General features: G+C 67.2%; 22 protein-coding genes. All 22 read right to left on the bottom strand.

Going from position 1 to position 27,000, the window contains the following annotated elements; genetic code table 11:
• Positions 1–4: 4 nt before the first annotated feature.
• Positions 5–964 (bottom strand): acetyl-CoA carboxylase carboxyltransferase subunit alpha, encoded by a 960-nt coding sequence (locus ACZK0Z_RS16080; protein WP_049429544.1) that lies wholly within the window; start codon positions 962–964, stop codon positions 5–7.
• A 113-nt stretch (positions 965–1,077) separates the two neighbouring features.
• Positions 1,078–1,947, bottom strand: a complete 870-nt coding sequence (locus ACZK0Z_RS16075) for a hypothetical protein (RefSeq protein WP_100443640.1) — start codon at positions 1,945–1,947, stop codon at positions 1,078–1,080.
• 64 nt (positions 1,948–2,011) lie between these two features.
• Positions 2,012–5,602: a DNA polymerase III subunit alpha gene (gene dnaE, locus ACZK0Z_RS16070; RefSeq protein WP_197620369.1), complete on the bottom strand. Its 3,591-nt coding sequence runs from the start codon at positions 5,600–5,602 to the stop codon at positions 2,012–2,014.
• 277 nt (positions 5,603–5,879) lie between these two features.
• Entirely contained in the window at positions 5,880–6,551 is a 672-nt protein-coding gene (locus tag ACZK0Z_RS16065; protein WP_049426781.1) for a ribonuclease HII, read from the bottom strand.
• Positions 6,548–7,750 carry a lipid-A-disaccharide synthase gene (gene lpxB / locus ACZK0Z_RS16060; RefSeq protein ID WP_100443691.1) on the bottom strand — a complete coding sequence of 401 codons (1,203 nt, stop codon included), beginning with the start codon at positions 7,748–7,750 and terminating at the stop codon, positions 6,548–6,550. The genes ACZK0Z_RS16065 and lpxB overlap by 4 nt, the downstream gene beginning before the upstream one ends.
• A 53-nt stretch (positions 7,751–7,803) precedes the next feature.
• Positions 7,804–8,595, bottom strand: coding sequence for an acyl-ACP--UDP-N-acetylglucosamine O-acyltransferase (lpxA, locus tag ACZK0Z_RS16055; protein ID WP_049426783.1), 792 nt, complete (start codon positions 8,593–8,595; stop codon positions 7,804–7,806).
• A 16-nt stretch (positions 8,596–8,611) separates the two neighbouring features.
• The gene (gene fabZ / locus ACZK0Z_RS16050; protein ID WP_005408737.1) at positions 8,612–9,070 is read right to left on the bottom strand and encodes a 3-hydroxyacyl-ACP dehydratase FabZ; all 459 of its coding nucleotides are present in this window, start codon (positions 9,068–9,070) and stop codon (positions 8,612–8,614) included.
• Positions 9,067–10,089, bottom strand: a complete 1,023-nt coding sequence (lpxD, locus tag ACZK0Z_RS16045) for a UDP-3-O-(3-hydroxymyristoyl)glucosamine N-acyltransferase (protein ID WP_197633215.1) — start codon at positions 10,087–10,089, stop codon at positions 9,067–9,069. Before lpxD ends, fabZ begins: the two co-directional genes overlap by 4 nt.
• A 419-nt stretch (positions 10,090–10,508) precedes the next feature.
• Positions 10,509–12,872 (bottom strand): outer membrane protein assembly factor BamA, encoded by a 2,364-nt coding sequence (gene bamA / locus ACZK0Z_RS16040; protein WP_100443638.1) that lies wholly within the window; start codon positions 12,870–12,872, stop codon positions 10,509–10,511.
• A gap of 74 nt (positions 12,873–12,946) precedes the next feature.
• Positions 12,947–14,305: an RIP metalloprotease RseP gene (rseP, locus tag ACZK0Z_RS16035; protein WP_049432376.1), complete on the bottom strand. Its 1,359-nt coding sequence runs from the start codon at positions 14,303–14,305 to the stop codon at positions 12,947–12,949.
• A 55-nt stretch (positions 14,306–14,360) separates the two neighbouring features.
• Positions 14,361–15,551: a 1-deoxy-D-xylulose-5-phosphate reductoisomerase gene (locus ACZK0Z_RS16030; RefSeq protein WP_049432378.1), complete on the bottom strand. Its 1,191-nt coding sequence runs from the start codon at positions 15,549–15,551 to the stop codon at positions 14,361–14,363.
• Between the two features lie 2 nt (positions 15,552–15,553).
• Positions 15,554–16,390: a phosphatidate cytidylyltransferase gene (locus ACZK0Z_RS16025; RefSeq protein ID WP_100443637.1), complete on the bottom strand. Its 837-nt coding sequence runs from the start codon at positions 16,388–16,390 to the stop codon at positions 15,554–15,556.
• On the bottom strand, positions 16,387–17,154 hold the full coding sequence (gene uppS / locus ACZK0Z_RS16020) for a polyprenyl diphosphate synthase (protein ID WP_049427360.1): 768 nt from the start codon (positions 17,152–17,154) through the stop codon (positions 16,387–16,389). The genes ACZK0Z_RS16025 and uppS overlap by 4 nt, the downstream gene beginning before the upstream one ends.
• Positions 17,155–17,159: 5 nt before the next feature.
• On the bottom strand, positions 17,160–17,714 hold the full coding sequence (gene frr, locus ACZK0Z_RS16015) for a ribosome recycling factor (RefSeq protein ID WP_049427358.1): 555 nt from the start codon (positions 17,712–17,714) through the stop codon (positions 17,160–17,162).
• 96 nt (positions 17,715–17,810) lie between these two features.
• Positions 17,811–18,539, bottom strand: a complete 729-nt coding sequence (gene pyrH / locus ACZK0Z_RS16010) for a UMP kinase (RefSeq protein ID WP_005408745.1) — start codon at positions 18,537–18,539, stop codon at positions 17,811–17,813.
• A 121-nt stretch (positions 18,540–18,660) separates the two neighbouring features.
• Entirely contained in the window at positions 18,661–20,199 is a 1,539-nt protein-coding gene (locus ACZK0Z_RS16005; RefSeq protein WP_049427356.1) for a sensor domain-containing diguanylate cyclase, read from the bottom strand.
• Between the two features lie 275 nt (positions 20,200–20,474).
• The gene (tsf, locus tag ACZK0Z_RS16000) at positions 20,475–21,350 is read right to left on the bottom strand and encodes a translation elongation factor Ts (RefSeq protein WP_005408747.1); all 876 of its coding nucleotides are present in this window, start codon (positions 21,348–21,350) and stop codon (positions 20,475–20,477) included.
• Between the two features lie 127 nt (positions 21,351–21,477).
• Positions 21,478–22,284: a 30S ribosomal protein S2 gene (rpsB, locus tag ACZK0Z_RS15995; RefSeq protein ID WP_005408748.1), complete on the bottom strand. Its 807-nt coding sequence runs from the start codon at positions 22,282–22,284 to the stop codon at positions 21,478–21,480.
• Positions 22,285–22,504: 220 nt separating this feature from the next.
• Positions 22,505–23,203 (bottom strand): fimbrial biogenesis chaperone, encoded by a 699-nt coding sequence (locus tag ACZK0Z_RS15990; RefSeq protein ID WP_197633547.1) that lies wholly within the window; start codon positions 23,201–23,203, stop codon positions 22,505–22,507.
• Positions 23,203–23,523, bottom strand: coding sequence for a hypothetical protein (locus tag ACZK0Z_RS15985; RefSeq protein WP_414489327.1), 321 nt, complete (start codon positions 23,521–23,523; stop codon positions 23,203–23,205). The genes ACZK0Z_RS15990 and ACZK0Z_RS15985 overlap by 1 nt, the downstream gene beginning before the upstream one ends.
• 59 nt (positions 23,524–23,582) lie before the next feature.
• The gene (locus ACZK0Z_RS15980) at positions 23,583–24,620 is read right to left on the bottom strand and encodes a Csu type fimbrial protein (RefSeq protein ID WP_049428032.1); all 1,038 of its coding nucleotides are present in this window, start codon (positions 24,618–24,620) and stop codon (positions 23,583–23,585) included.
• The gene (locus ACZK0Z_RS15975) at positions 24,617–26,995 is read right to left on the bottom strand and encodes a fimbria/pilus outer membrane usher protein (RefSeq protein ID WP_197633548.1); all 2,379 of its coding nucleotides are present in this window, start codon (positions 26,993–26,995) and stop codon (positions 24,617–24,619) included. Before ACZK0Z_RS15975 ends, ACZK0Z_RS15980 begins: the two co-directional genes overlap by 4 nt.
• Between the last annotated feature and the right edge of the window lie 5 nt (positions 26,996–27,000).

Genomic DNA, 27,000 nt, shown 5'->3' with positions numbered 1-27,000 from the left:
TGAATCAGGCGGCTTCGTACGTGCCGTAGCTGCGCAGGCGCGCGTAGCGCTGCTCCAGCAGCTGCTCGGTGGTCAGCTTTTCCAGCGCATCCAGTTCGTTCAGCAGTACGGCCTTCAGGCGCTTGGCCATCTGCGTCGGGTTGCGGTGAGCGCCACCGGTCGGCTCGCGCACGACCTTGTCCACCAGGCCCAGGCTCTTCAGGCGCGGGGCGGTCAGGCCCAGCTGCTCGGCAGCGTCCTTGGCCTTGCCCGCGTCCTTCCACAGGATCGAGGCGCAGCCTTCCGGGGTGATGGTCGAGTACACCGCGTACTCCAGCATCACGGTACGGTCGCCCACGCCCAGCGCCAGCGCGCCGCCGGAGCCGCCTTCACCGATCACGGTGCAGATGATCGGCACCTTCAGTTCGGCCATCTCGATCAGGTTGCGTGCGATCGCCTCGGACTGGCCGCGCGATTCGGCGTCGATACCCGGCCAGGCGCCGGCGGTGTCGATCAGGGTCAGCACCGGCAGGCCGAAACGCTCGGCCATCTTCATCAGGCGCAGGGCCTTGCGATAGCCCTCCGGCTTGGGCATGCCGAAGTTGCGCTTGATCTTTTCCTTGGTGTCGCGGCCCTTCTGGTGGCCGATCACCATCACGGAACGGCCATTGATACGGGCCAGGCCGCCCATGATGGCCTTGTCGTCGGCAAAGGCGCGATCACCGGCCAGCTCCTGGAACTCATCGAACATGACGCGGATGTAGTCGGCGGTGTACGGACGCGACGGGTGGCGGGCCAGCTGCAGCACCTGCCACGAGGTCAGGTTGCGGAAGATCTGCGCGGTGCGCATGCGCAGCTTGTCCTGCAGCGCGTGCACTTCCGCCTCGACATTGACCGCAGGCCCGGCACTGGCGTTGCGCAGCTCCTGGATCTTGGCTTCCAGGTCGGCGATGGGTTGCTCGAAGTCGAGGTAGTTCGGATTCATCGGAAGCCGTCGTGTAAAGAAGAGGGGAATTCTAGCCGAATGCGTGCAAACCACCCGTACGCCCTCGTCTGGAAGGCGACGGTAGCGCAGCCGGGCAGGGGGCGCCAGTCAGCTCAGGGCACCACCAGGGCGCTGCGGCCCATCAGCTGGCTGCGCTGGGAGACGAAGTCGTTGTAGGCCTCGTTGGCCTCCCGGCCCAGCCCGCTGCCGAGGGTGGCGGTGGCCGAGGTGAAGGCCATCTGCGCGGCGAAGTCCTGCTTGCGCAGGGCCTTCTGTTCATCAGCGGTGGTGGCCTTCAGCCAGCGCGCATAGACCTCGCGCAGCGGCGCGGCGTGGGCTTCGAAGGCCGGCACCAGCGCCGGCAGGCTGGCCGGGGCCGGTTCCAGGCTGTAGCTCGGGGCCACGTAGCCGGCCGGTTGTTCGCGCTTGAACGCGCCGGGCTCGCCCATGCCTTCTTCGACGTAGGCGATGAAGTCGGGGGCGGTGAACACCTTGGCCACGATCTGGCCGCCGCTGGAGTCGACGTGGGCCACGACCTTTTCCTTCGGGAAGGGCTCGCGCACGCCGTAGGTCCAGGACTTGTCGATGAACAGTTCGTGGTGCTTCTCGAACGGGCCTTCGAAGTCGACGCCGCCCAGCTCGATGCCGGCCTTGCCGGTGCCGAAGTTCTTCAGCTTGCTCTCGTCGGTGACGTAGATCTCGCGGGCGACCACGTACTCGCTCAGGGTCGGGTTGATCAGGCCACCGCGACCATCGACGTAGACGATGAAGCGCACGTCGCCCAGTTTGTCGGTGTGCAGGCGGTGCTCACCGACGGCGAGCGAGATCGGGCGCGACCCCTGTGCGGCCACCGGCAGGTCCTTGCCATCGATGCTCAGCGCCAGCGGCGTGTCGGTCGGGTTGTCGATCTGGAACTCGATCTTCGACGGCGAGCAGGCGGCCAGGGCCAGTGCGGCGGCAAACGGGAACAGCAGGGTCTTCATCGGCAATCGTCCTTGATACTTGGAACGGGGAAACAGGGGGTTCAGGAAAACCGGGGAGCCAGCTTCAGCTGGCCCACGGTGGGCTGTAGCGCACCTTCAGCGTGCGTACGGCCGGGTCGGCGCGCAGCGCCTCCATCAGTTTGGAGTCGATGCGCACCGCGCTCTGCCCGGACACGTCGAGCATGCCGGCCACGCCGCCCTGCGGGCCCTTCAGCAGCAGGTCCAGGCGCAGGGGGGTGCGTCCGGGGCGATGGCGGTCGAGCAGGGCATTGACGCGCTCCCAGACCGGGCGCTGCTGGCGCAGGTCCAGGCGCAGCGACAGCCGCGTGGCGTAGTTGGCGCAGACTTCATCGAAGTCCCAGCACTGGCGGATGCGCAGTGCGTAGCCGCCGTTGAACTCGTCCTCGCGCAGGCCGCCCTTGACCACCAGGATGCGGTCCTTGGTCATCAGGTGGCCGAACTCGGCCATCGCGTCGGAGAACGCGCTGCACTCGACGCGCCCGCGCCCATCTTCCAGCTGGATGAAGATCTGGCTCTCGCCCTTGCGACGCACACCGACCACCTGGCCGGCCAGCACGGTTTGTACTTCCGGGCGCCAGCGCTTTTCGCCGCCTCCGCCACCACCACTGTTGGCGCTCCAGATCTTCTCCACCGAACCCAGGTCGTTGCCGACCAGGTCGCGTACATCGTCACGCCAGGGATCGAACGGGTGGCCGCTGAGGTAGAAGCCCAGCGTGTCGCGCTCGCCGTTCAGGCGCTGCAGCAGCGGCCATTCCTCGGCCTCGGGCAGGTCCAGCTGGATCGTGGTCGCGCTCGGGTCCGGGCCGCCGAACAGCGAGTTCTGCCCGGACGCACGCTCGCGCGCCATCTGGTCGGTGGCCTTGATCACTTCCGGCAGCTGCAGCATCAGCGAGGCACGGTTGCGGCCGAGCTCGTCCAGCGCACCACAGTTGATCATCGCTTCCAGCGTGCGCCGGTTGAGCTTGGCCGAGCCGACGCGGGTGCAGAAGTCGAGCAGGTCCTTGAACGGGCCGCCCTTCAGCCGCTCCTCGACCACCGCCTCGCAGGCACCCTGGCCCACGCCCTTGATTGCGCCCAGGCCGTACTGGATGGTGTCCGGGGTGACCGCTTCGAACATGAAGGCCGACTGGTTCACCTTCGGCGGCAGCACGGTCAGGCCGAGGTTGCGCACTTCGTCGAGGAAGCCGACCACCTTGTCGGTGTTGTCCAGGTCGGACGAGAGCGTCGCGGCCATGAATTCGGCCGGGTAATGGCGCTTCAGCCACGCGGTCTGGTAGCTGACCAGCGCATAGGCAGCGGCGTGCGACTTGTTGAAGCCGTAGCCGGCGAATTTCTCCATCAGGTCGAAGATGGCGTCGGCCTTGGCCTCGTCCACGCCGTCCTTGGCCGCGCCCTCGCGGAAGATCTCGCGGTGCTTGGCCATTTCGGCCGGCACCTTTTTGCCCATCGCACGGCGCAGCAGGTCGGCGCCGCCCAGCGAGTAGCCGCCGACGATCTGCGCCATCTGCATCACCTGCTCCTGGTACACCATGATCCCGTAGGTGTCCTTCAGGATCGCTTCGGTGCGCGGATCGGGATAGATGATTTCTTCCTGGCCGTGCTTACGCGCGTTGAAGGAGGGAATCAGGTCCATCGGGCCGGGGCGGTACAGCGACACCAGCGCGATGAGGTCTTCGAAACGGTCGGGGCGCGCGTCCTTCAGCAGGCGGCGCATGCCCGAGGATTCGAACTGGAACACCGCGCCGGTATTGCCGTTGGCGAAGATGTCCTTGTAGGTGGGCGTGTCGTCGAGCGGAATCGCGGCGATGTCCACCGGCGGAATGCCCGCGCGTTCGTGGCGCTTGTTGATCGCCTTCACCGCCCAGTCGATGATGGTCAGCGTGCGCAGACCGAGGAAGTCGAACTTCACCAGGCCCACTTCTTCCACGTCGTTCTTGTCGAACTGGGTGACCGGGTTCTTGCCGAGGCCGTTCTCGTCGTGTTCGGCGTACAGCGGGCAGAACTCGCTCAGCGGTTCGGGCCCGATCACCACGCCACCGGCGTGCTTGCCGGCGTTGCGAGTCAGGTCCTCCAGCTGCAGCGCCAGGTCGATCAGGTCGCGGACATCGTCCTCGGTCTCGTAGCGCTGGATCAGCTCCGGCGAGGCCATTTCCGAGCTGGGGCCTTCCTTGCCCTTGCCCAGTGCATCCTTCAGGTGGATGCCGAGGATGTTCGGGATCAGCTTGGAAACGCCGTCGACCAGGCCGTAGGGGAAACCGAGCACGCGGCCGGAGTCGCGTACCACCGCCTTGGCGGCCATGGTGCCGTAGGTGATGATCTGGCTGACGCGCTCGCGCCCATACTTGCGCGCGACGTAGTCGATCACCTCGTCGCGGCGGTCCATGCAGAAGTCGATGTCGAAGTCGGGCATCGACACGCGTTCCGGGTTCAGGAAGCGCTCGAACAGCAGGTTGTACGGCAGCGGGTCCAGATCGGTGATCTTCAGTGCCCAGGCCACCAGCGAACCGGCACCCGAACCACGGCCCGGGCCGATCGGGATGCCCTGGTTCTTGCCCCACTGGATGAAGTCGGCCACGATCAGGAAGTAGCCCGGGAAGCCCATCTTGATGATGGTGTTGAGCTCGAATTCCAGGCGCTCGAAGTATTCTTCGCGGGTCTTGCCGGGCGCCAGCGGATTCTTCTCCAGGCGCTCTTCCAGGCCATCGCGCGACATCTTCTGGATCCAGGTGTCCAAGGTCTCGTCGTCGGGCACCGGGTAGTTGGGCAGGAAGTAGGTGCCAAGCCGCATCTCGATGTTGCAGCGCTCGGCCAGCGCCAGCGTGTTGTCGATCGCATCGGGGATGTCGGCGAACAGTGCGCACATCTCTTCGGCCGACTTCAGGTACTGCTGGTCGCTGTACTCGCGCGGCCGCTTGGGGTCGTCCAGCACGCGGCCGGTGGAAATGCACACGCGCGCTTCGTGCGCGCTGAAATCGGTGGGCGACAGGAAGCGCACATCGTTGCTGGCCACCACCGGCAGGCCACGCTGGCCGGCCGCCATCAGCGCGAACTGGTTGAAGGTTTCCTCGCCTTCGCGGCCTGTACGGGTCAGTTCCAGGTGCAGGCCATCGCCAAACACGCGCTGCCAGTCGGCCAGCTGCTGCTCGGCCAGTTCATGCTTGCCGTCCAGCGCCAGGCGCCCGGCCAGGCTCTGCCGGCCGGCCAGCGCGAACAGGTTGGCGTTGCCGGCCTTCAGCCAGTCCGGGTGGATGGCCACACCGCCTTCCGGACGATGGCCTTCCATCCAGGCGCGGGTCAGCAGCCGCGACAGGCTCAGGTAGCCCTCACGGTCGCGGCACAGCAGGGTCATCCGCCACGGGTCCTGGCCTTCCTCGGCGATCAGCACGTCGGCACCGGCGATCGGCTTGATGCCCACGCCTTCGGCGGCCTTGTAGAACTTGACCAGGGCGAACAGGTTGTTGAGGTCGGTCACCGCCAGCGCGGGCAGGCCGAGTTCGACCGAGCGCGACAGCAGGTTGGCCTGCTTGGCCTTCTTCGGGTCCGCCTGGTCCGGCTTGGCCGGCACACGGATGGTGGAGTCCGCCAGCGAGAACTCGGTGTGGACGTGGAGATGTACGAAGCGGGAGTTGGACATGCCGGACCAGGTTGGAGCGCGCGGGCCCCGGGTGCCGACGGGGGAATCGTCGCCGGGGTCGGGAAGCGCTGGAGTGCCCGGTCAGGGTAGCGAGGGCAGGGAGGCGCGACAAGCTCTTGACGGTACGCGATATCGCATTCGCGCTATCGCTTCCCACGGTTCGCAGGCGAACCGCGGGCCCCGTCTCACCATGCTTCCAGACCCCCGCGCCGTCGGCGCGTCCCCCTGACTCAGGGGGACTCTTCTCCAGACGTGTTGCAGCGGCCGTTCAGACGATTCAGGCAATCGCGATGTCGGCAGCCACCGGCTGCGGCGCTTCCAGGCACTCCCGTACCGGGGCGAAGCTGCGGCGGTGCTCCTCGCAGGGGCCGTGCTGGCGCAACGCGGCCAGGTGAGCCGGGGTGCCATAGCCCTTGTGCTGCTCGAACCCATACTGGGGGTGGCGGGCGTGCACGTCCTGCATGTAGCGGTCGCGCGAGACCTTGGCCAGGATCGAGGCGGCCATGATCGAACGGTCGATGCCATCACCCCCGACCAGGGCCTGCGCCGGCAGCACCAGACCCTTGGGCACGACGTTGCCGTCGATGCGGGCGAAGCCGGCCACGTGGGCCACCGCTGCGACCACGTCGCGCATGCCCTGCAGGGTGGCCTGGTAGATGTTCAGGCGGTCGATGGTGTCCGCGTCCACCAGCACCACGTGCCAGGCCAGGGCACGTTCGATGATGCGGTCATGCAGCTGCTCGCGGCGGGCCGCGGTCAGTTGCTTGGAATCGTCCAGGCCGTTGATGCGCGGCCGGGATGGATCGAACACCACTGCTGCCACCGCGACCGGTCCGGCCAGCGGACCACGCCCGGCTTCGTCGACGCCGGCGACAAGGCGCTCCGGCTCGACCACGGCGGCGCCGTCGAACAGGGCCAGGCTGGCCGCTGCGGCGTGGCGGCGGCTCATGCCTGGGCCTGGTCGCGCATCAGCAGCTCGCCCACTGCGTCGGCGGCGCGGGCTGAGGCATTGCGGCGCAGGCGCTCGTGCAGGCGGGCATAGGTGTCCTGCAGGTCGGTCACCCGCTGTGGGTGGTCGAACCACTGCTGGATGGCTGCCGCCAGCTTGTCCGGCGTGCAGTCGTGCTGCATCAGTTCCGGTGCCAGGTCCTGGCCCGCCAGGATGTTGGGCAGGGCAAAGCGGTCGACCTTGATCAGGCCCAGCGCCTTGACCAGGCGGTAGGTCAGCTCGTTGACGCGGTAACCGACCACCATCGGCCGCTTGACCAGCATCGCCTCCAGCGTCGCGGTGCCCGATGCCAGCACCACCACATCGGCGGCGATCATCGCGTTGCGTGCCTCACCGTCGAGTACGTGCGAGAAGGCCACCGGCAGCGCTGAGCGCGACAGCTGCTCTTCGATCAGGCGCTTGCAGGCCGGGTTGGCCGCGGGCACCACCACGTGCAGGCCGGGGATGCGTTCGGAGACCTGCCAGGCGGCCTCGAAGAACGGTTCGCCCAGGCGCGAAATCTCGCCCAGGCGGCTGCCTGGCAACACTGCCAGTACCTTGGCCGAGGTCGGCAGGCCAAGCGCGGCACGGGCCTCCTCGCGGTTGCCCTGCAGCGGAATGTCATCGGCCATCGGGTGGCCGACGAAGTGCGCGTCGATGCCGTGTTTGGCATAGATCGGCGGTTCCATCGGGAACAGGCACAGCACCAGGTCGGCGCTGCTGCCGATCTTCTCCGCCCGCTTCTCGCGCCAGGCCCAGACCGAGGGGCTGACGTAGTGCACGGTGCGCACGCCGCGCTGCTTCAGCCAGCGCTCGATGCCCAGGTTGAAGTCGGGCGCGTCGATGCCGATGAACACGTCCGGCTGCCATTCCAGCGCACGCTGGCGGAACGCCGAACGCAGTTTCAACAGGCGTGGCAGGTGGCGCAGTACTTCAGTCAGGCCCATCACCGCCAGTTCGCTGGCGTCGTGCCAGGTCTGGCAGCCGGCGCTGCGCATGGCATCGCCGCCGATGCCGGCGAATTCGGCATTCGGAAAGCGTGCTTTCAGTTCGCGCACCAGGCCCGCACCGAGCAGATCGCCGGAGGCCTCACCGGCCACCAGGGCGATCCGCAACGGGCGCTCGCTGAGCACCCGCTGCGCGGGAACGCTGCCGGCCATCGAGGCCAGCGGAATCACGGCGGCGCCGGCCGGCGCCTGGCCGGTCGCGCTGCTCATCGCAGCAAGGGCCTCTCGGCGTGCTCGATGAAGTCCAGCATCGCCTTCACGTCATCGCTGTCACGCGCCTGTTCGGTCAGCTGCACCTTGGCTTCGGCCAGCGGCAGGCCTGCCACGTACAGGGTGCGGTAGGCACGCTTGATGGCGGAGATGCGCTCGGCATCGAAGCCGCGGCGCTTCAGGCCTTCGCTGTTGATACCGCGCGGGCGGCCAAGCGAATCGGTGCCGACCATGGTGAACGGTGGTACGTCGCCATTGGTCAGCGCGCCCATGCCGAGGAAGGCATGCGCACCGATGCGGCAGAACTGGTGGGCACCGGCGAAGCCGCTGATGATCACGTAGTCGCCCACGGTCACGTGGCCGGCCAGCGTCGTGTTGTTGGAGAACACGCAGAAGTTGCCGACATGGCAGTCGTGCGCCACGTGCGTGTAGGCCAGCATCCAGTTGTCGTTGCCGATGGTGGTGATGCCGCCGCCGCCGCCGGTGCCACGGTTCAGGGTGACGAACTCGCGGAACACGTTGCGATCGCCGATCACCAGTTCGGTGCGTTCGCCAGCGAACTTCTTGTCCTGCGGCTCGCCGCCGACCGCCGCGTGGCCCACGAAGCGGTTGTCACGGCCGATCTTCGTCGGGCCGTGGATGCTGCAGTGGGGGCCCACCACCGTGCCGGCACCGATTTCGACATCGGCACCGATCAGGGTGAACGCGCCGACCTGGACGTCGTCGGCCAGGCGCGCGGCCGGATCGATGACGGCAGTCGGGTGGATCCGTGGTGCGTTGTCAGTCATTGCTGCCTCCCGTGGATCAGCCCTTGGCACCGGCGCACATGACTTCGGCCGAGGCGACGACTTCACCGTTGACCTTGGCTTCGCCGTAGTACCAGCCCATGTTGCGGATCAGGCGCTTCATCTGCACATCCAGCATCAGCACGTCGCCGGGGACGACCTGCTTGTTGAAGCGGGCGTTTTCCACCTTGACCATGTAGAACAGCTTGGACTGCGCATCGCGGCCGAGCGTCAGCTGGGTCATCACGCCACCGGCCTGGGCCAGCGCTTCGATGATCAGCACGCCGGGCATGATCGGGCGGCCCGGGAAGTGGCCCTGGAAGAACGGCTCGTTGATGCTGACGTTCTTCTGCGCCAGGATGCGCTTGGCGTCGATGTCGAGTTCAAGCACCCGGTCCACCAGCAGGAACGGGTAACGGTGCGGGAGCAGTTCCTGGATCTGGCAGACGTCGATAGGAAGCTGCAGCGTGTCGTTCATTCTTTCTCCTTGCCAGCAGCCAGGACGCGGCGAGCCAATGCGTCCAGCTGCTTGAAGCGCGCGGCGTTCTTGCGCCACGTGCGGTTGTCGGTCAACGGGGTGCCGGACGAGTACTCGCCCGGCTCATGGATGGAATTGCGGACCACGGACTTGCCGGTGATCACGACCTTGTCGCAGATCTCGAGGTGGCCGACCACGCCGACATGGCCGCCGAGCAGGCAGTAGCGGCCGATTTTGGCGCTGCCGGCGATGCCGGTGCAGCCGGCGATGGCCGAGTGCGCGCCGATCTGCACGTTGTGCGCGATCTGCACCAGGTTGTCCAGGCGCACGTCCTCGTCCAGCACGGTGTCTTCCAGCGCACCGCGGTCGACGCAGGTATTGGCGCCGATTTCGCAGTCGTCGCCGATGCGCACGCCGCCGAGCTGCGGCACCTTGATCCACTTGCCGGCGTCCATCGCCAGGCCGAAGCCATCGGCGCCGAGCACGGCACCGGGGTGGACGCGCACGCGCTTGCCGAGCCTGACCCGGGTGACCAGGGTGACCCGGGCGATCAGCTCGCAGCCGCTGTCCAGGCTGCAGTCCTCGCCGATCACGCTGCCCGGGCCGATGATGCAGTTCTCACCGACCACGCTGCGTGCGCCGATCGAGACGAACGGGCCGATGTGGGCGCTGGCGGCGACCTGGGCGCTGGGGTCGATGACGGCGCTGGGGTGGACGCCCGGCGGGCGGGTCGGCGCGATGTCGAACAGGGCGGCGATCTTGGCGAAGGTCGTGTACGGGTCCTTGGCCACGAGCGCGGCGCCGGGGGCGGCCTCGGCGTCGTCGGCACGCAGCACGACCAGCGAGGCCAGGCTGTCGGCCAGCTGGGCGCGGTAGCGCGGGTTGGCGAGAAAGGTCAGCTGGCCAGGACCGGCATGGGCGAGGGTGGCCACGCCATGGATGGCGGTGGCGGGGTCGCCATGGACCTGCAGGCCGAACTGCTCGGCGAGTTGCTGGGCGGTGTAGGTGGGAGTATTCACGGCGGGAGTTTAACGTGTGACGCCATTGCGGTCATGCGGGGGGGCATGCAGCCAACGGCAGGGCCCCTCGCGGCCGGCAGAGCCAGTGTCATGGGCTGGGTCGGACGGGGCGGGGCTGCGGGGGGCGGCGCAAGTACGTCCATGTAGCCTTGGTCGCCGCATCCATGCGGCTCACACCCCCGCAGCCCCGCCCCGTCCGACCTCCGACGGCGTGGCGCGAGTGCCAGCCACGGAAAAACAGAAAAGATCAAAAGCAGAGCGGGCGTTTCCGGCATCCGGGCCAAACGAAAACGCCGGGCAGTGCCCGGCGCTTCGCGCTCCGTCTGGTGGAGAGCCCCCCTTTGTTAAGGGGCGCGCGCCGACGGCGCGGGGGATAGGAGGGATGCGCGTGCAGTTCTGATGAACCGCAGGGCGGTTCGTCAGAACTGCCCGCCGAACGTGAACTGCAGGCGTTCGATCTTGTCGCCGTCTTCCTTCTTCAGCGGGAACGCGTAGCTGATCGAGATCGGGCCGACCGGGGCGCGCCACAGCAGGGCGACACCGGAGGACACACGCAGCTCGTTGGCCTTGAAGTTCTTGGTGCCGTTGTAGACGTTACCGAAGTCGACGAAGGCCGACACGCGTGCCGACGGGCTGTCGAACAGGCGCGGGAAGTAGGCTTCGACCGAACCGACGGTCTTCAGCGAACCACCCAGCGGCTGGCCTTCCGGGTAACCGTCGGTCACTTCGCGCGGACCGAGGGTGTTGTCCTCGAAGCCGCGTACCGAGTTGGTACCACCGGCATAGAAGTTTTCGAAGAACGGCAGGCCGCTGGCGGTGACGGTACGGGTGGTGCCATCGGCATTGGTGATCGTACGGGTGTAGTCCTTGCCGTAGGCGTCGCCGTAGCCCACTTCGGCGCGGGTGTTGATCACCAGCGACGGCATGATCGGCCAGTACTTGCTGATCTGGTAGTTCAGCTTGTAGTACTCGATGGTCGAACCCGGCAGGGTGGTTTCCAGGCCGACGCGCTGGTAGGTGCCGCGGGTCGGCATGAAGTAGTCGTTGCGCGAGTCGCGCGCCCAGCCCAGTTCCGTGCGCCAGGCATGGAAGGTGCGCGAACCGACCGCATCGATGTAATCGATGATCGAGGCCGGGGTCGAGCCACGATAGGTCGTGATCTGGTTGCTGTCGATGCCGAACATCAGCGAGACGGTATCGGTCTCGGTCAGCGGCACGCCGAACACCACCTGCGCCGAGCCATTGGTGCTGTTGTACTGCGCGGTGTTGAAGTCGGAGTAGTCCAGTTCACGCCAGGACAGGTTGTAGCCCAGCGACACGCCGTCATCGGTGAAGTACGGGTTGGTGTAGCTGAAGCCGTAGCGCTGCAGGTAGCTGCTGCGCGAGGCTTCGACCGACACGCGGTTGCCGCCGCCGAGGAAGTTGTTCTGCGACAGCTGCACCGAAGTGGTCATGCCGTAGGACTGGGAGTAGCCCAGGCCGAACACGAAGCTGCCGGAGGTGGTTTCCTTGACGTTGTAGACGACGTCGACCTGGTCGTTGCTGCCGCTGACGGCCGGGGTCTCGACGTCCACCGACTCGAAGTAGCCAAGGCGCTGCAGGCGGATCTTGGAACGGTCGATCGCGGCCTGCGAGTACCAGCTGTTCTCGAACTGGCGCATTTCGCGACGCATCACTTCGTCGGAGGTGCGGGTGTTGCCACGGAACAGGATGCGGCGCACCGACACGCGCGGGCCCGGAACGACCTGCATGTTGATGGCCACGGTCTGGTCGGCGCGGTTGGTGGTCGGGATCGGGTTCACCTTGGCGAACGCGTAGCCGATGTTGGACAGCGAGTTGGTGATGGTGTCCGAGCTGAATTCCAGCAGGGCACGCGAGAAGGTGTCGCCCGACTTCTGGATCACCATGCGCTCGACGTCCTCCTGCGGGAGGATGGTGTCGCCGCTGACCTTGATCTCGGAGATCTTGTACTGCGCACCCTCGGTCACGCCCGCGGTGAGGAACATGTCGCGCTTGTCGGGGCTGATCGAGACCTGGGTGGAATCGATGCTGAAGTCGACGTAGCCGCGGTCCAGGTACCAGGAGTTGAGCTTTTCCAGGTCGCCGGACAGCTTTTCCTTGGAGTACTGGTCGTCACGGCGGTACCACGACGCCCAGTTGTGCTCCTTGGACTCCCAGGTCTCCAGGATGTCCTTGCTCTCGAACTTCTCGGTGCCGACCAGGTTGACGTGGCGGATCTTGGCCGCCTTGCCTTCCTTGATGGCGATCGCGATGTCGACGCGGTTGCGGTCCAGCGGGCTCACGGTCGGGGTGATCTCGACGGTGTACTTGCCGCGGTCGTTGTACTGGCGGCGCAGTTCCTGGGTCACGCGGTCCAGGCTCAGGCGGTCGAAGGTGCCACCCTCGGTCAGGCCGATGTCGGACAGGCCCTTGAGCAGCTGCTCGGACTTGATGTCCTTGTTGCCGGTCACGGTCAGCTTGTTGATCGCCGGGCGTTCCTTGACGGTCACCACCAGGATGCTGCCCTGGCGGTCCAGCTGCACGTCTTCGAAGAAGCCGGTCTTGTACAGGGCGCGGATGGTCTCGCCGACCTTGTTGTCGGTGATCGTCTCGCCACGTTCCACCGGCAGGTAGGTGAACACCGTGCCCGAGCTGATGCGCTGCAGGCCATCGACGCGGATGTCGCTGACAGTGAAGGGCTCGGCTGCCTGGGCCAGGGCGGGAGCGCCGGTGACGGCGGCGAGGGCGAGGGCCAGCAGGCGGCGATTGGGGAGTCGCGTCATGTCACGTCCGGTAGGAAGGTCGATTTCATTGGTGCGGGATGCCGACGCTGTAGACGGCAACAACGTGGAAAAGTTCATCGCGGGACCAGGCCGAGGATGTCGTTGTAGAACGCCAACCCCATCAGCCCGGCCAGCAACGCCAGGCCGATGTATTGGCCGGCGGCGATGGCGCGCTCGCTCAGCGGGCTGCCCTTGACCAACTCGATAAGGTAATACAGCAGGTGCCCGCCGTCCAAGATCGGGATCGGCAACAGGTTGATGATGCACAGGCTGAGTGACAGCAGGGCAAGGAACTGCAGGAACCAGTCGAGGCCGCGTTTGGCCGAGACATTGGCCACGCGGGCGATGGTGACGGGCCCGGAAACGTTCTGCAGCGAGGCTTTGCCGGTGACGATGCGGCCCATCATGCCCAGCGAATCGGCGGCAAGCCGGCCAGTTTCACGTACGGCGACGGTCACGGCATCCAGCGGCCCATAGCGCAGCAGGGTGTCGTAGGAGGGGCTGTAGGTGGTGGGGAAGCCGACGCCGATCTGCCAGACCGGGTTGCCCTTGCCATCCTTGCCCTGGCGGGGCGTGACTTCCAGTGCCAGCCGTTCACCGCCGCGCAGGACCTCGATCATGCCGGGGCCTCCGGCACGGCCGAGGGCCTGGATCTGGCCGATCACCTGGTCGACGCTGTCGATGCGCTGGCCGTCGATCGCGACGATCAGGTCGCCCGGCTGCAGCAGCCCGGTGACCACCGAATCGGCGGTGAGCGAGTCGACCAGCGCAGGCTGCAGCCACGACTGCCAATACAGACCGGCAAGGATCGGCACCCGTCGTTCATCGAAACCGGCGGGCAGCTGCGACAGCGGCAGGGTGCGCACGCGCACCTGGTCCGCAGGGTCGAGTACTTCAAGCTTGACGTCGCGGCGATCCATGGCGGCGGCGGTCAGCGCCATGCTGGCCTCGCCCAGGGTGGCGACCTGGCGGTCATCCACCCGCAGAACGCGGTCACCGCTGGCCAGGCCGGCACTGGCGGCGATGCCGTCAACCCGGCCGATCGTCGGCGAGTAGTCCTGCTTGCCGATCACGAACATCGCCCACAGCAGCAGGATGCACAGCAGCAGATTGGCGATCGGCCCTGCAGCAACAATGGCGATGCGCTGCCACACGGTCTTGTGGTTGAAGGCCTGGCCACGCTCGTGGGGATGGACTTCGACCTCACGTTCGTCGAGGAACTTCACGTAGCCACCCAGCGGGATGGCGGCAATGGCGAACTCGGTACCGTGCTTGTCGCGGCGCGACCACAGCGGGCGACCGAAGCCGACCGAGAAGCGCAGGATCTTGACCCCACAGAGGCGGCCGACCCAGTAATGCCCGAACTCGTGGAACGTGACCAGCAGCCCGAGGCTGACAATCATCCACCAGACCGATCCGATGAAGTCAGTCATGCAGGCTCACAGTGGCGGGCAGGGGCGGCGGCGTCATGCTGGGCGAGGCGGTCGTTCAGGCGGCGTCGATGGCGTTCAGGGTGAGCTGGCGTGCCCGCTGGTCGGCGGACAACAGGACCTCCAGTGTATCGGCTGGCTGGGTCGGCAGTGTTGAAAGAGCGTTAGCAACCAGCTCCGGGATGGTCAGGAAACCGATCCGGCCCTGAAGAAATGCTGAAACCGCCTCTTCGTTGGCGGCGTTCAGCACCGCCGGGGCGGTACCGCCGGCCTGCATCGCCTGCCAGGCCAGCGCCAGGCAGGGGAAGGCGTCGGTGTCGGGGGCCTCGAAATCCAGCCGGCCCTGCGCCAGCAGGTCCAGTCCGGACACGCCGGATTCGATGCGCTGCGGCCAGCCCAGGCCGACCGCCAGGGTGGTGCGCATGTCCGGCAGGCCCATCTGGGCCAGGGTCGAGCCGTCGACGAACTCGACCAGCGAATGCACCAGGCTCTGCGGGTGCACCAGTACCTCGATGCGCTCGCCGGGCACCGCGAACAGGTGGTGGGCCTCGATCACTTCAAGGCCCTTGTTCATCAACGTCGCCGAATCGACCGAGATCTTCGGGCCCATCGACCACTTCGGGTGGGCCACGGCCTGGGCGGGGGTGACCTTGGCCAGCTCGGCGCGGCTGCGGCCGCGGAACGGGCCACCCGACGCGGTCAGCAGGATCCGGCGCACGCCGGCGCCGTCGATGCTGGCGTCGCGCGAACGCAGGCACTGGAAGATCGCGCTGTGCTCGCTGTCGATCGGAATGATCTCGGCGCCGGCGCGCTCGGCGGTGCGGGTCAGCAGTTCGCCGGCCAGTACCAGCGATTCCTTGTTGGCCAGAAGGATGCGCTTGCCGGCCGCAGCGGCGGCGAGGGTCGAGGACAGCCCGGCAGCACCGACAATGGCTGCGACGACGGTGTCGCAGGCATCGCTTGCTGCCAGCTGGTCCAGTGCGGCATGCCCGGCGTGGGCCTCGGTGGACAGCCCGGCATCGCGCAGGCCGTCGCGCAGTTCGGTGAACAGCGCTTCATCGGCGATGACCGCGTGCGCGGGCTTGTGCTGGCGGCACAGCGCCAGCAGCGCCTGCACCTGGCGGCCGGCGGCCAGCACCGTGGCCTGGTAGCGCTGCGGGTGGCGGGCGATCACGTCCAGCGTGGAGGCACCGATCGAGCCGGTGGCGCCGTATACGGCGACCCGGCGCAGGTCTGCGACAGCATTCATGGTCAGAACCCGAAGATTTCCTTGCCCAGCGCGAACACCGGCACGGCGGCGAGGACGCCGTCGACGCGGTCGAGCACGCCACCATGGCCCGGGATCAGGTGGCCCGAGTCCTTGGCACCGGCGTGACGCTTGATCAGGCTTTCGAACAGATCACCCAGCACCGACGCGAATACCGCCACCACCGAGGTGATCAGCAGGCCCGGCAGGTGGGCGACGTCGACGCCGGCCAGCCAACCAAGGCCGACGGCGACGGCGACACCGGCCAGCAGGCCGCCGAACAGGCCTTCCCAGGTCTTGTTGGGGCTGATGCGCGGGGCCAGCTTGTGCTTGCCGAAGTGACGACCGGCGAAATAGGCACCCGAATCGGCTGCCCAGACCAGTGCCAGTGCCGCCAGCAGCCACAGGTGACCCTGCTTGCCCGGCGGGTCACCGCCGGCATGGATCAGCACCAGTGCTGCCCAGGCCGGGACGATGGCCAGGGTGCCGGCCAGCATCTTCACGATCCGCGAGGGGGCCGTGGGCTGTGCGCCGAAGTTGAAGAAGCGCAGCCAGACCAGCGCCGCCAGCCACCAGGCGACACCCGCCAATGTGGTGATCTGGAACAGTACCAGCGTGCTGCCATCGGCCCACACCAGCAGCACCATCAGCAGCAGGTTCAGCACCAGCAGCACGGTGCGGGCGAGGGTGTCTTCGATGCCGGCCAGCTTCAGCCATTCCCACAGGCCGATCAGCAGCACGGCGGCGGCGGCGGCGGCCAGCCATTGCGTGGGCAGCAGCAGGATCGCAGCAATGGCGACCGGCGCCATGATCAGCGCGGCGAGGACTCGGGTCTTGGTCATGGGCTGGAGGTCTCGGTGGCCAGTGCGGCGATCTGGGCGCTGGTCAGGCCGAAACGACGCTCGCGGCTGCCATAGGCATCCAACGCCTGCTGCAGCAGGGCGGCATCGAAGTCCGGCCACAGCGCCTCGGTGAACCACAGCTCGGTGTAGGCCAGCTGCCACAGCAGGAAGTTGCTGATGCGGGTGTCGCCACCGGTGCGGATGAACAGATCCGGCGGCGGCAGGTCGGCCAGGGCGACCTGGCTGCCCAGCAGCGATTCGTCGATCTGTTCGGGCAGCAGGCGACCTGCGGCGACTTCAGTGGCCAGCGCGCGCGCGGCACGGGCGATGTCCTGGCGACCGCCGTAACTGGCGGCGATCGACAGGGTCAGGGTGGTGTTGTCGGCGGTGCGCTGCTCGGCCAGCTGCATGCGGCTGACCAGTCCGGCACCGAAGCGCTCGCGTTCGCCGATGAAGCGTACGCGCACGCCACGCCGGTGCAGCTCGTCCACTTCGCGGTCGAGCGCGCCGAGGAACAGCTTCATCAGGGCGTCGACTTCTTCCTGCGGCCGGCCCCAGTTCTCGCTGGAAAACGCGAACAGGGTCAGCGCCGGAATGCCCAGTTCAAGGCAGCGCTCGATGGTGCGGTTGACCGCGCGCGCGCCGGCGCGGTGGCCGATCACGCGCGGGCGGCGGCGCTGCTGTGCCCAACGCCCGTTGCCATCCATGATGATGGCAACGTGGCGGGGCAGGGCGGCCGGCAACGGAGGCGGGACTGAAGGCATCGACTTCAGACCGACAGCAGTTCTTTTTCCTTGTCGGCGACGACCTTGTCGACGTCCTTGATGTTGGCGTCGGTCAGCTTCTGGATGTCGTCTTCGCCGCGCTTCTTTTCGTCTTCGCTGATCGCTTTGTCCTTGACCAGCTTGGCGATTTCCTTGTTCGCGTCCTGACGGATGTTGCGGATCGCGATCTTGGCGCCTTCGCCTTCCTTCTGCACCTGCTTGGCCAGCTCCTTGCGGCGCTCTTCGGTCGGCGGCGGCATGTTGATGCGGATCGCGGTGCCGAGCGTGTTCGGAGTGAACTCGGCGTTGTAGAGACCCTTTTCGATCTCCTTGATCATGCCCTTGTCGAACGGGGTGACCAGCAGCGAGTGCGCGTCGGCATTGGAGATCGAGGCAACCTGGTTCAGCGGGGTGCTGGCGTTGCCGTAGGCATTGACCGTCACGCGGTCCAGCAGGGCCGGCGTGGCACGCCCGGTCCGGATGGAGGTGAGGGTGTGCTTCAGAGCGTCGATGCTCTTGGCCATGCGCGTCTGCGCGTTGTTCTTGATGTCGTTGAGCATCGCCCGGTCCTGGATGTATCTGGAATCGGGCGATTATAGGCGAATACGGGACGCTGCCGGGCCTGAATCGGCCCGGTTGTCGCCGCCCGCTCAGGCTCAGGCCGGATCGCGGCCCTGGACCAGGGTGCCGATGTTCTCGCCGTTGAGGATCTTCAGCAGCTCGCCCGGCTGGCCCATGTCGAACACGCGCATCGGCAGGTCGCTGTCGCGGGCCAGTGCGAAGGCGGCGGTATCCATCACTTCCAGGCCGCGGCGGATCACTTCGTCGTAGCTCAGGCTGTCGAAGCGGACCGCATCGCTGTGCTTGTTCGGGTCCTTGTCGTACACGCCATCGACCTTGGTGGCCTTCAGCAGCAGGTCGGCGCCGATCTCGATCGCGCGCAGGGCGGCACCGGAGTCTGTGGTGAAGAAGGGGCTGCCGACGCCGGCGGCGAAAATCACCAGGCGTCCCTTTTCCAGGTGGCGGATGGCGCGGCGGCGGATGTAGTCCTCGCACACGTCGTTGATCTTGATGGCGCTCATCACGCGCGCCTTGGCGCCGAGCTTCTCCAGCGCGTCCTGCATGGCCAGGGCGTTGATGACGGTGGCCAGCATGCCCATCTGGTCGCCGGTGACCCGGTCCATGCCACCGGCGGCCAGGCCGGCGCCGCGGAAGATGTTGCCGCCGCCGATCACCAGCGCCACTTCGGCACCGGCCTGCTGGGCTTCGATGACCTCACGGGCCAGGCGGTTGATGATCTTCGGGTCGATGCCGTAGTCCTCATCTCCCATCAGCGCCTCCCCGGACAGTTTCAGAAGGATGCGGCGATAGGCGAGCTTGGACATGGGGACCTCGGGTGCGTGGAAATCGCGGGCGATTCTACGCGCATGCGGCGTCAGGCCATAGTGTTTTGTGCACTGCGGCGCAAAATCCTGGCATCCGCCCCGGTCATCCGGGGCTTCCCGTTCAGCCCAGCTCGGCGCCCGCGGTCGCTGACAGCTCGTCGTGGCCGAGCGCGCCGGGGGAGCGCGCGATCACCCGGTTGCGGCCGAGGTTCTTGGAGCGGTACAGCACGTCGTCGGCGGCGCGCAGCAGGTCCTGCACGTCGGCGAAGCGTTCGTAGCCGCCCTGGGTGGCCACGCCGGCGGAGAAGGTGACGAACAGCGGGCCGCCTTCCAGTTCGGCCATCGGCGTGGCGACGATGTTGGCCAGCACCCGGCGGATCACGTCCAGGGCCACCGTTTCGCTGGTGTTGGGCAGCAGCGCGACGAACTCCTCACCGCCGAAGCGGGCCACGGTGTCGCTGTGGCGCAGCTGGCCCTGCAGTTTGCCGGCAAAGGCCCGCAGCACCTCGTCGCCGGTCAGGTGGCCATGGGCGTCGTTGATCTTCTTGAAGTCGTCCAGGTCGATGAAGGCCACCGACAGTGGCCAGCCCTGGCGACCGGCGCGCAGGAATTCCTGCTCCAGCACGGCTTCCAGCTGGCGCCGGTTGAGCACGCCGGTGAGGGCGTCACGATGGGCCTGGTCGGCCAGGCGCTTGGCCCGGGCTTCGAATTCGTCGGCGCGGCGACGGGCCTGGTCGGCATCCTGCAGCTCGCGCAGGTTGCGCAGGGTTGCCAGCTCCTGCGCGTGGTCGATCAGCTCGCGCACCCGCGAGGGGGAATTCAGGCCGGCCTCGAACAGGCTGGCGATGTCCGGCAGCGCCTCGCTCATGCGGGCCAGGACCTGGTCGAAGCGGGCACTGTCCAGTTCAAGGCGGTCATGCACCTGCTGCAGGGCGCGCTCGCGGGCGGCATCGGCGTCATCGTCCAGCCAGATGTCGGCCACCGCGCCGGACAGCTGCACGCAGGCCTGGAATGGCGATTCCGCAGCGTCCAGGTCTTCGCTGTGGCTGATGCTCTCCACCAGATAGCGGGGCAGGCCCCACTGCTCGGCCACCCAGGCGCCGACCTCGGCGTGGCTGCAGCCCAGTTCGTCACGCTCGCGCGCGACCAGATCGATGTTGTCGCGCGCTTTGCGCAGCAGCGGCAGGTAGCGCTCCGATTCGGCCTGGGCCAGGCACAGTACGCCCAGGTCCTGCAGCAGGCCGGCCAGCATCAGTTCTTCCAGCCGGCGCAGGCCGCGGGCCTGGCCCAGCTGGCTGGCGGCCAGCGCGCTGAGGATGCTGCGCTTCCAGGCGCGTTGGCGCAGGTCGTGGTCGGCGCCGGTACCGCCGGTCAGTCCCTCGGTGACGGTGAAGCCGAGGGCGAGGCTGATCGTGGCATTCAGGCCGAGCATGGTCAGCGCCTGGCCGAGGTTCTCGATCCGGCGGCGGCTGGCGTACAGCGGCGAATTGGCGATGCGCAGCATGCGAGCACTCAGCGCCATGTCGATGGCGATGATGTCGGCGGCGGTGGCGATATCCGCTTCCGGGTCCTGTGCCAGTTCGATGATGCGCAGGGCAATACCGGGTGGCGAGGGCAGGTTGCGGCAGAGCGCCAGGGCAGCTGTCAGCTCGGGAGGCATGTCGGGTCGTTCAATTCCATTGGGACAAGAATACCTAGGAATGCATCACAGTCCGCGATTTTCGTTCCTGCTAAATGACTGTTGATTCCCTGTGCCGAGTATCGGCCTGATTCGCGCGCAACGCAAAGGTGCAGGTGTGCGCATCAACGGTGCGCACCCACAGAAGGCGGGGGCGCCTACAGGTGGAGCATGGGCCTCCCGTTGTCCCGGACATAAAAAAAGAGCCGCGGTTTCCCGCGGCTCCTTCTGGTCGTTTCACAGCCCGAGGGCTGGAATCAGACCTGCATCGCCTTGGCAACTTCGGCGGCGTAGTCTTCCACCACCTTCTCGATGCCTTCGCCGACGATCAGCAGCTTGAAGCCAGCAACATCGGCGCCAGCGGCCTTGACCACCTGCTCGACGGTGGTGTCGCCCAGCACGTAGGTCTGGCCGTACAGGGTCACGTCGCTGACGATCTTGTTGATCTTGCCGCTGATGATCTTTTCCAGGATGTCGGCCGGCTTGGCCTTGTCCTTTTCGGACATCTTGGCCAGCTCGATTTCCTTTTCCTTCTCGACGAAGTCGGCCGGAACGTCCGCAGCCTTGTTGTGCGGCGGCTTCAGCGCAGCCACGTGCATGGCCAGGCCACGAGCCAGCTCGACGTCGCCGCCGATCAGATCGACCAGCACGCCGACCTTGCCGTTGGTGTGGACATACGCACCGATGTTGCCGGTGGTGTCGACATTCACCATGCGACGGATCTGGATGTTCTCACCCAGGGTCTGCACGGCGGTGGCGCGGGCTTCTTCAACGGTGCGGCCATCGGCCAGCTTGGCAGCCTTCACGGCTTCCACGTCGGTGGCGCCCGATGCCAGGGCGGCAGCGGCGACGGCGTTGACGAAGGACTTGAAGTTGTCATCGTTGGCGACGAAGTCGGTTTCCGAGTTGACTTCGACCAGCACGGCCTTGCCGCCGTCCTGGGCCAGGCCCAGACGGCCTTCGGCGGCCACGCGGTCAGCCTTCTTGTCGGCCTTGGCAGCGCCGGACTTGCGCATGGCTTCAGCAGCAGCGTCGATGTCGCCGTTGGCTTCGGTGAGCGCCTTCTTGCATTCCATCATGCCGGCGCCGGTGCGCTCGCGCAGTTCCTTGACCAGGGAAGCAGTGATTTCCACGGGATTACCTCACGAAAGAAAGGGGTAGGGCCGGCATGGTGGCCGGCCCGTGTGACACGGTCCTGTCACGCGCCAAGGGGCTGCGCGCAGGGAGGGTGGACGCCGGGCGTCCACCCCGGGGCCTGGATCAGGCCTGGGCGTCGTCGCCCTTCTTGGCAGCCTTCTTGGCCGGAGCGCGGCGGGCCGGCTTCTCTTCGCCTTCGGCAGCGGCTTCAGCGAACTCCTCTTCGCGCACCGAAGCGGCGTGCGGAGCAGCGGCCTTGCCTTCCAGCACGGCGTCGGCAGCGGCGCGGGCGTACAGCTGCACGGCGCGGATGGCGTCGTCGTTGCCCGGGATGGCGTAATCAACCAGTTCCGGGTTGTAGTTGGTGTCGACCACGGCGATGACCGGGATGCCCAGCTTCTTGGCTTCCTTGATCGCGATGTCTTCGTGGCCGATGTCGATCACGAAGATGGCGTCCGGCAGGCGGTTCATGTCCTTGATGCCGCCCAGCGAGGCTTCCAGCTTGTCGCGCTCGCGACGCAGGCCCAGCACTTCGTGCTTGACCAGCTTCTCGAAGGTGCCGTCGGTTTCACCGGCTTCCAGTTCCTTCAGGCGGGCAACCGACTGCTTGACGGTACGGAAGTTGGTCAGGGTGCCGCCCAGCCAACGCTGGTTCATGAACGGCATGCCGCAACGTTCGGCTTCTTCCTTGATGGTTTCGCGGGCGCTGCGCTTGGTGCCCAGGAACAGGACGGTGCCGCGCTTCTGGGCAACCGACGAGATGAAGTTCATCGCGTCGTTGAACAGCGGGACGGTCTTTTCCAGGTTGATGATGTGGATCTTGCCGCGGGCGCCGAAGATGTACGGAGCCATCTTCGGGTTCCAGTAGCGGGTCTGGTGGCCGAAGTGGACGCCGGCTTCCAGCATCTGACGCATGGTGACCTGGGGCATTGCAATACTCCTGATATGGAACCAGCGATTCCGCCCGCGGGGATAGGTATGCGGGACACGTGGAAGCGCGATCGGTTCCGGGGTTGGGCTTCCCTGTTGCCTCCGTGGCCGAACTCCTTGCGGAGCACCCCGGCACGGATGGGGGCAGCAGGTGTGGATTCACCGGTGACGTCCGGTGTGGACGGGCTCCCGCGCACGCAGGCGGCAGGAATCCGGTCGATTATAGCCCGCTCGGTGCGCTCGCTGCAATTGCCGGGTCTGGAGCGGCCAGATCGACCACGCGGCCATCCTGCAGCCGGGCCTGGAAATGACCGCCGGCGTAGCCATCGGCGTGGGCGGGCAGGGCCCAGCGGCGCTCACGGCCGGCCAGCAGATAGCCGGCCAGGCCCGGCAGCAGCAGGGTGCGCCGGCCGTCGCTGGCGATGTAGGCGAGATCGTTCAGGCGTGCGTGCAGGGTACCGGTGTTTCGCAGTCGCAGAAAGGTCTGTGACTGGCCCGGTTCGATCCCTGCATGCAGCCGCGGCTGGGCCATTGGTGTGGCGTGCCCTCGGAACAGCGGCAGGGAATAGCGCTGCAGGCCTGGCGTAGCGGGGGCCAGGACGACCCGATAGGCCTGTTCGCCGACTGAGGGTGTCGGCTGGCGTGGCAGCAGCCAGATGCGCTGGCGGATACCGGGCGGGATGTCGAGCTGGGTGGGGCTGGCGAGAACCTGGTCGGTGGGGCGCAGCACTTCGGCGTCGGTCTGCTGTTCCCACGCCAGGATCTGCACCCGCCCCTGCCAGCGGCCGGGACCGGGGTTGTAGAGCCACAGTTCGCCCTGGCCACCTTCGGCGGGCAGTTGCAGTGTGGTCGGTAACAGGTCCAGTGCTGCGGCAGGCCACGCCAGCAGCGTCGCCAACAGGGTCGGAAGTGCCCGCATCAGTAGATGACGGTTACGGCGGACGTCGAGTCTTCGTCGTCGGCGGGAGGTGCGAGCTCGCGGACCTGGGGAGGCAGTTGCGGTGCGTCGCTGCGCTGGTGGGGGACGGGGCAGTGGGTGCTGCCGGGGTCATCGCGACAGGCTTCGACCACGGTCAGGCGGATCTGCAGCGGCGCGGGACTGGGTTCAGCCCATGCGGGCGTGCTGGCGACCAGCATCGCCCCGATCAGAATTGCGCGAACCACCTGCCAACCACCGTGCTGAAAGATCTCGCTGCGCGGTATCGGCTGGATGTGCCGGAACTGTAGAGCCGAGCCCATGCTCGGCCTGCCGGCAGCCAAAAAATGCAGCCGAGCAAGGGCTCGGCTCTACAGGGGACTCAATAGGTGATCGTCACCTGCACAACGTCGTTGTAGGTGCCGGCCGGCGGTTGGCCAGTGACCGGCGGCACCCGGCCATAGATCGTCAGCTGCTGCGCGCTGCCAGTGCCGGTGCCGCTGGCGGTATCGACGGTCAGCGTGTTGCCCCAGCGCTGGGTGCGTGTGGAATCGCGGTACAGCTCGTAGGTGAGGTAGTAGGTGCTGGCGCCGATGGTGGTGGCCATGCGTCGCGTGCTGGTGGCAGTGGGGTTGTTCTGGCCGTTGTTGAGGCTGACCTGGTAGGCGGTGTTCTTCAGGCAGGTCAGGGTCAAGGTGGCGGTCTGGTCGATGTTGGCGGGGATGCTGCCGGAGACGTTGCCGAAGTTCATGTTGGTGGTGACGTAGCTCCCGCACTGCGGCAACACCTCGGCGGTGGCGGTGAAGCTGAAGGCGGCACTGGCGCTGTTGGTGCCGGTGGCGCCGCCGTTGCAGGTGGCGGGCACGGTGGCCGTGCCGAGCAGCACTTCGTTCCAGGCCCAGGTCAGCACCACGTTCGCCCCACTGAAGGTGCTGCTGTAAGCGCCGGAGGCCAGCACCTGGTTGGCCGGGATCTGCGCGAACAGCTGGGTGGCCTGCGCGCCACTGCCGCCGGTCAGCAACGGCACGTTGTAGGTCATGGTCAGTTCCTGCGCCGGCGGCGTGCCGCGCGGGGTCAGCCCGGTTGCCTGGCTGAAGTTGGAGGTGTTGTAGAGCTGGAAATTCATGCTGTCGCTGGCGCTGGTCTTCATCGTGCGCCAGGTGGAGCTGCTGCCGCCGCCGCTGCCGGCGCCGATGCCCACGCAGACCCGCACGCCGGTGGTGGCCAGCAGGCTGAGCGCGGCGGTGGTACAGGACACCGTGATGTTGAGCGTGCCGGTGGTTGCGCCGGGCGCATTGCTGTTCACATTGCCGAACGGCAGCGTCGGGTCGGCGATGGCGGTGCAGACCGCGGTGGCACGTGCCGGCACGGCCGCCAGCAGGCCGGCAACCAGCAGCAATCCGAGCAGCAGCACCTTCATGGCGCCACCTCCGGAATGCACTGCAGCGGCGCCGGTTTGGGGCGTGCACCGGTGGCCACCACCTTGGGCAGGTCCGGTACCTTCACCCGGCACTGGCCCCGGCTGGTGGTGATGTACAGCACGCTGCCGGCGGCCACGTCTTCCAGGTACAGCAGGCCGTCATAGCCCACCAGCGCCTGGCGACCGTCCGGCAGCTGCACCTCGCTGCCGACCTCCAGCGGTTGCCCGTCCATGCCGTGCAGGGTCAGGCTCAGCGAGGGCCGCGAACGCAGCGCGAAGGTCACCCGCGTGCCCGCGCGCTGGCGTGGGGTCACCCAGTCTTCGATGCGGTCGGCACGCATGTCCTCAGGCAGGTCCAGGGTATCGATGGAGACGCGGTTGCGCTGCCAGGACAGCAGCGGGCTGACCAGCAGCAGGCCGCGATCATCGGTCACGCCGATCAGCCGGTTTTCCAGCCGCACCGGCACGCCGCCGACGCCATTGGTGCTGATCACCGCGAATGCATCGGAGACCTCGCGGGTGGCGAAGGCGTGCCCGCCCATCCATACCAGGCTGCCACTGGCACTGGCGTAGGCATAGTTCAGGCCGCCCTGGCGCGAGGCGCCGAACGAGTAGCGGCCGACGTCATTGAGGATGCCGACTTCGGCCAGGCCGCCATTGCCATCCTCGCCATGGCGGACCTGCGCGCGCCAACCAACACCGCCGGCGCTGCCGTCGCCGGGCACCGGCTGGGTGACATCGGCCACCCAGCTCTGGCTGTTGCCATTGCGCTGGCTGGACAGGCTGGCCTGGCGGTTGTTGCCCAGGCTGGCGGTGACCGAGAGGTAGATGCTGCGGTCATCGCTCTTGTCCAGGTTCTGGTTCACCGACAGATAGGCCGACCAGCGCTGGCTCCAGGTGCGCGACCAGAACAGGCTGGCGTAGCGGTTGTCCTCGCCATCGGGATAGCGCAGGCGCAGATAGCTGGCGCTGAGCGTGCCGAGTCGCAGCAGATCGGCGCCGACCGTGGCCTGTTCGCTGATGCTCGGCGGCAGATTGCCCTGCAGCGCGCCCAGGTCGCGGTAATCTCCATGGCTGCGTACGGTGCGCAGATTGACGTTGAGTCGGCGGTTGTTCCAGCTGTAGCCCAGTGCCCATTGCCCACCCTGCAGGCCGTGGTAGTCGCTGTGCGCATAGGCGGCGTTGAACACGCCCGCACCGCCGAGCAGCCACCAGCCGCCGATGCCGGCCTGGGCCAGACCCCCACCGCCTTCGGCATGCGCTTCACCGGTAAAGGTATCGCTGACGCCGCCGCGCCAGCTGGCACTGGCCACGGTGCGATCGTCGTAGGTGAAGGAGCGCTGGCCGAAATCCTCACGCAGGTGGCCAACGCCGACCGACCAGTCCGACAGGCCCTTGGCCAGCAGCTGCTGGGTGCCATAGAAACTGAAATCCAGCGTCTGCATGCGCCCGAATGCATCGGTCACCACCACCTGTGCACTGCCGGTGCCGCTGATGCCGGGTTGCGCGGCCAGCTGGAATGGACCGACCGGCACCTGCCCGCTGTACTGGCGCAGGCCGTCGACGTACAGCTCGACCGTGGACGGCACCACGGCCTGGCCGAGGAAGCTGGGGGTGGGCGTGAGCACGCGGTAGGGCTGCAGGCCGTAGTTGCGGCCGATCTGCAGGCCGCCCATGCGCACGGGGCGGGTCCAGTCGACGAAACCGCTGTAGAAGTCGCCGACGTCCAGGGTCATCGCCCTGTCGGGGAAGTCCAGGCTCCAGCGGGTGTCCAGGCGCACGCTCTCACCACGCCAGCGGCGGTCACCGGATTGCTGGTAGCGGCGGCTGATCGCCGTGTTTTCGAAGGTGCCGTTGCCGATCCCGAACAGGCGCAGCTCCGAGCTGAGGCTGAGGTTGCCGAGCGTGTCGACCCGGCTGCCATAGACGTCGTAGTTCAGCAGCAGACCGGGCGAGGCGCTGCCGGCCGGTGCGCGGGTCTGCGGCTGGCTGAGCACGGTGGTCGGCAGGGTCAGCTGGTCCAGTGGCACGTCCAGGGCCAGGGTCTGCATATGCGCGTCGTAGCGCACCACGGCCCCGCTGATCTGGTCCAGATAGACCGGCGCATCGCCGCGGGCGCTGAAGCCGAGCTGGCGCAGCACGTCCGGACTGGCCTGCAGCCGGCCACGGTTTTCGGTGAACGGCAGCAGGCCGCGCGGCGTGCTGTTGAGCGAGACATCCAGGTAAAGCGTCTGGCCGGCGGTCAGGGGCGTGGGCGCAGGCAGGATCGCATCGGCCGATACACCGGAGACATCCGCAGCCCCGGCAGCAGCCATGCCGGACACATCGGCGGCCTCGGTCGCCGCAGGAGCCAGAGCAGCCAACAGCGCGCCCATCAACG

It is taken from the genome of Stenotrophomonas sp. 116085_Sma (assembly GCF_056479585.1).
Note: the sequence above shows the minus strand (reverse complement) of the source record. Positions and strands in the feature narration are given on the sequence as shown.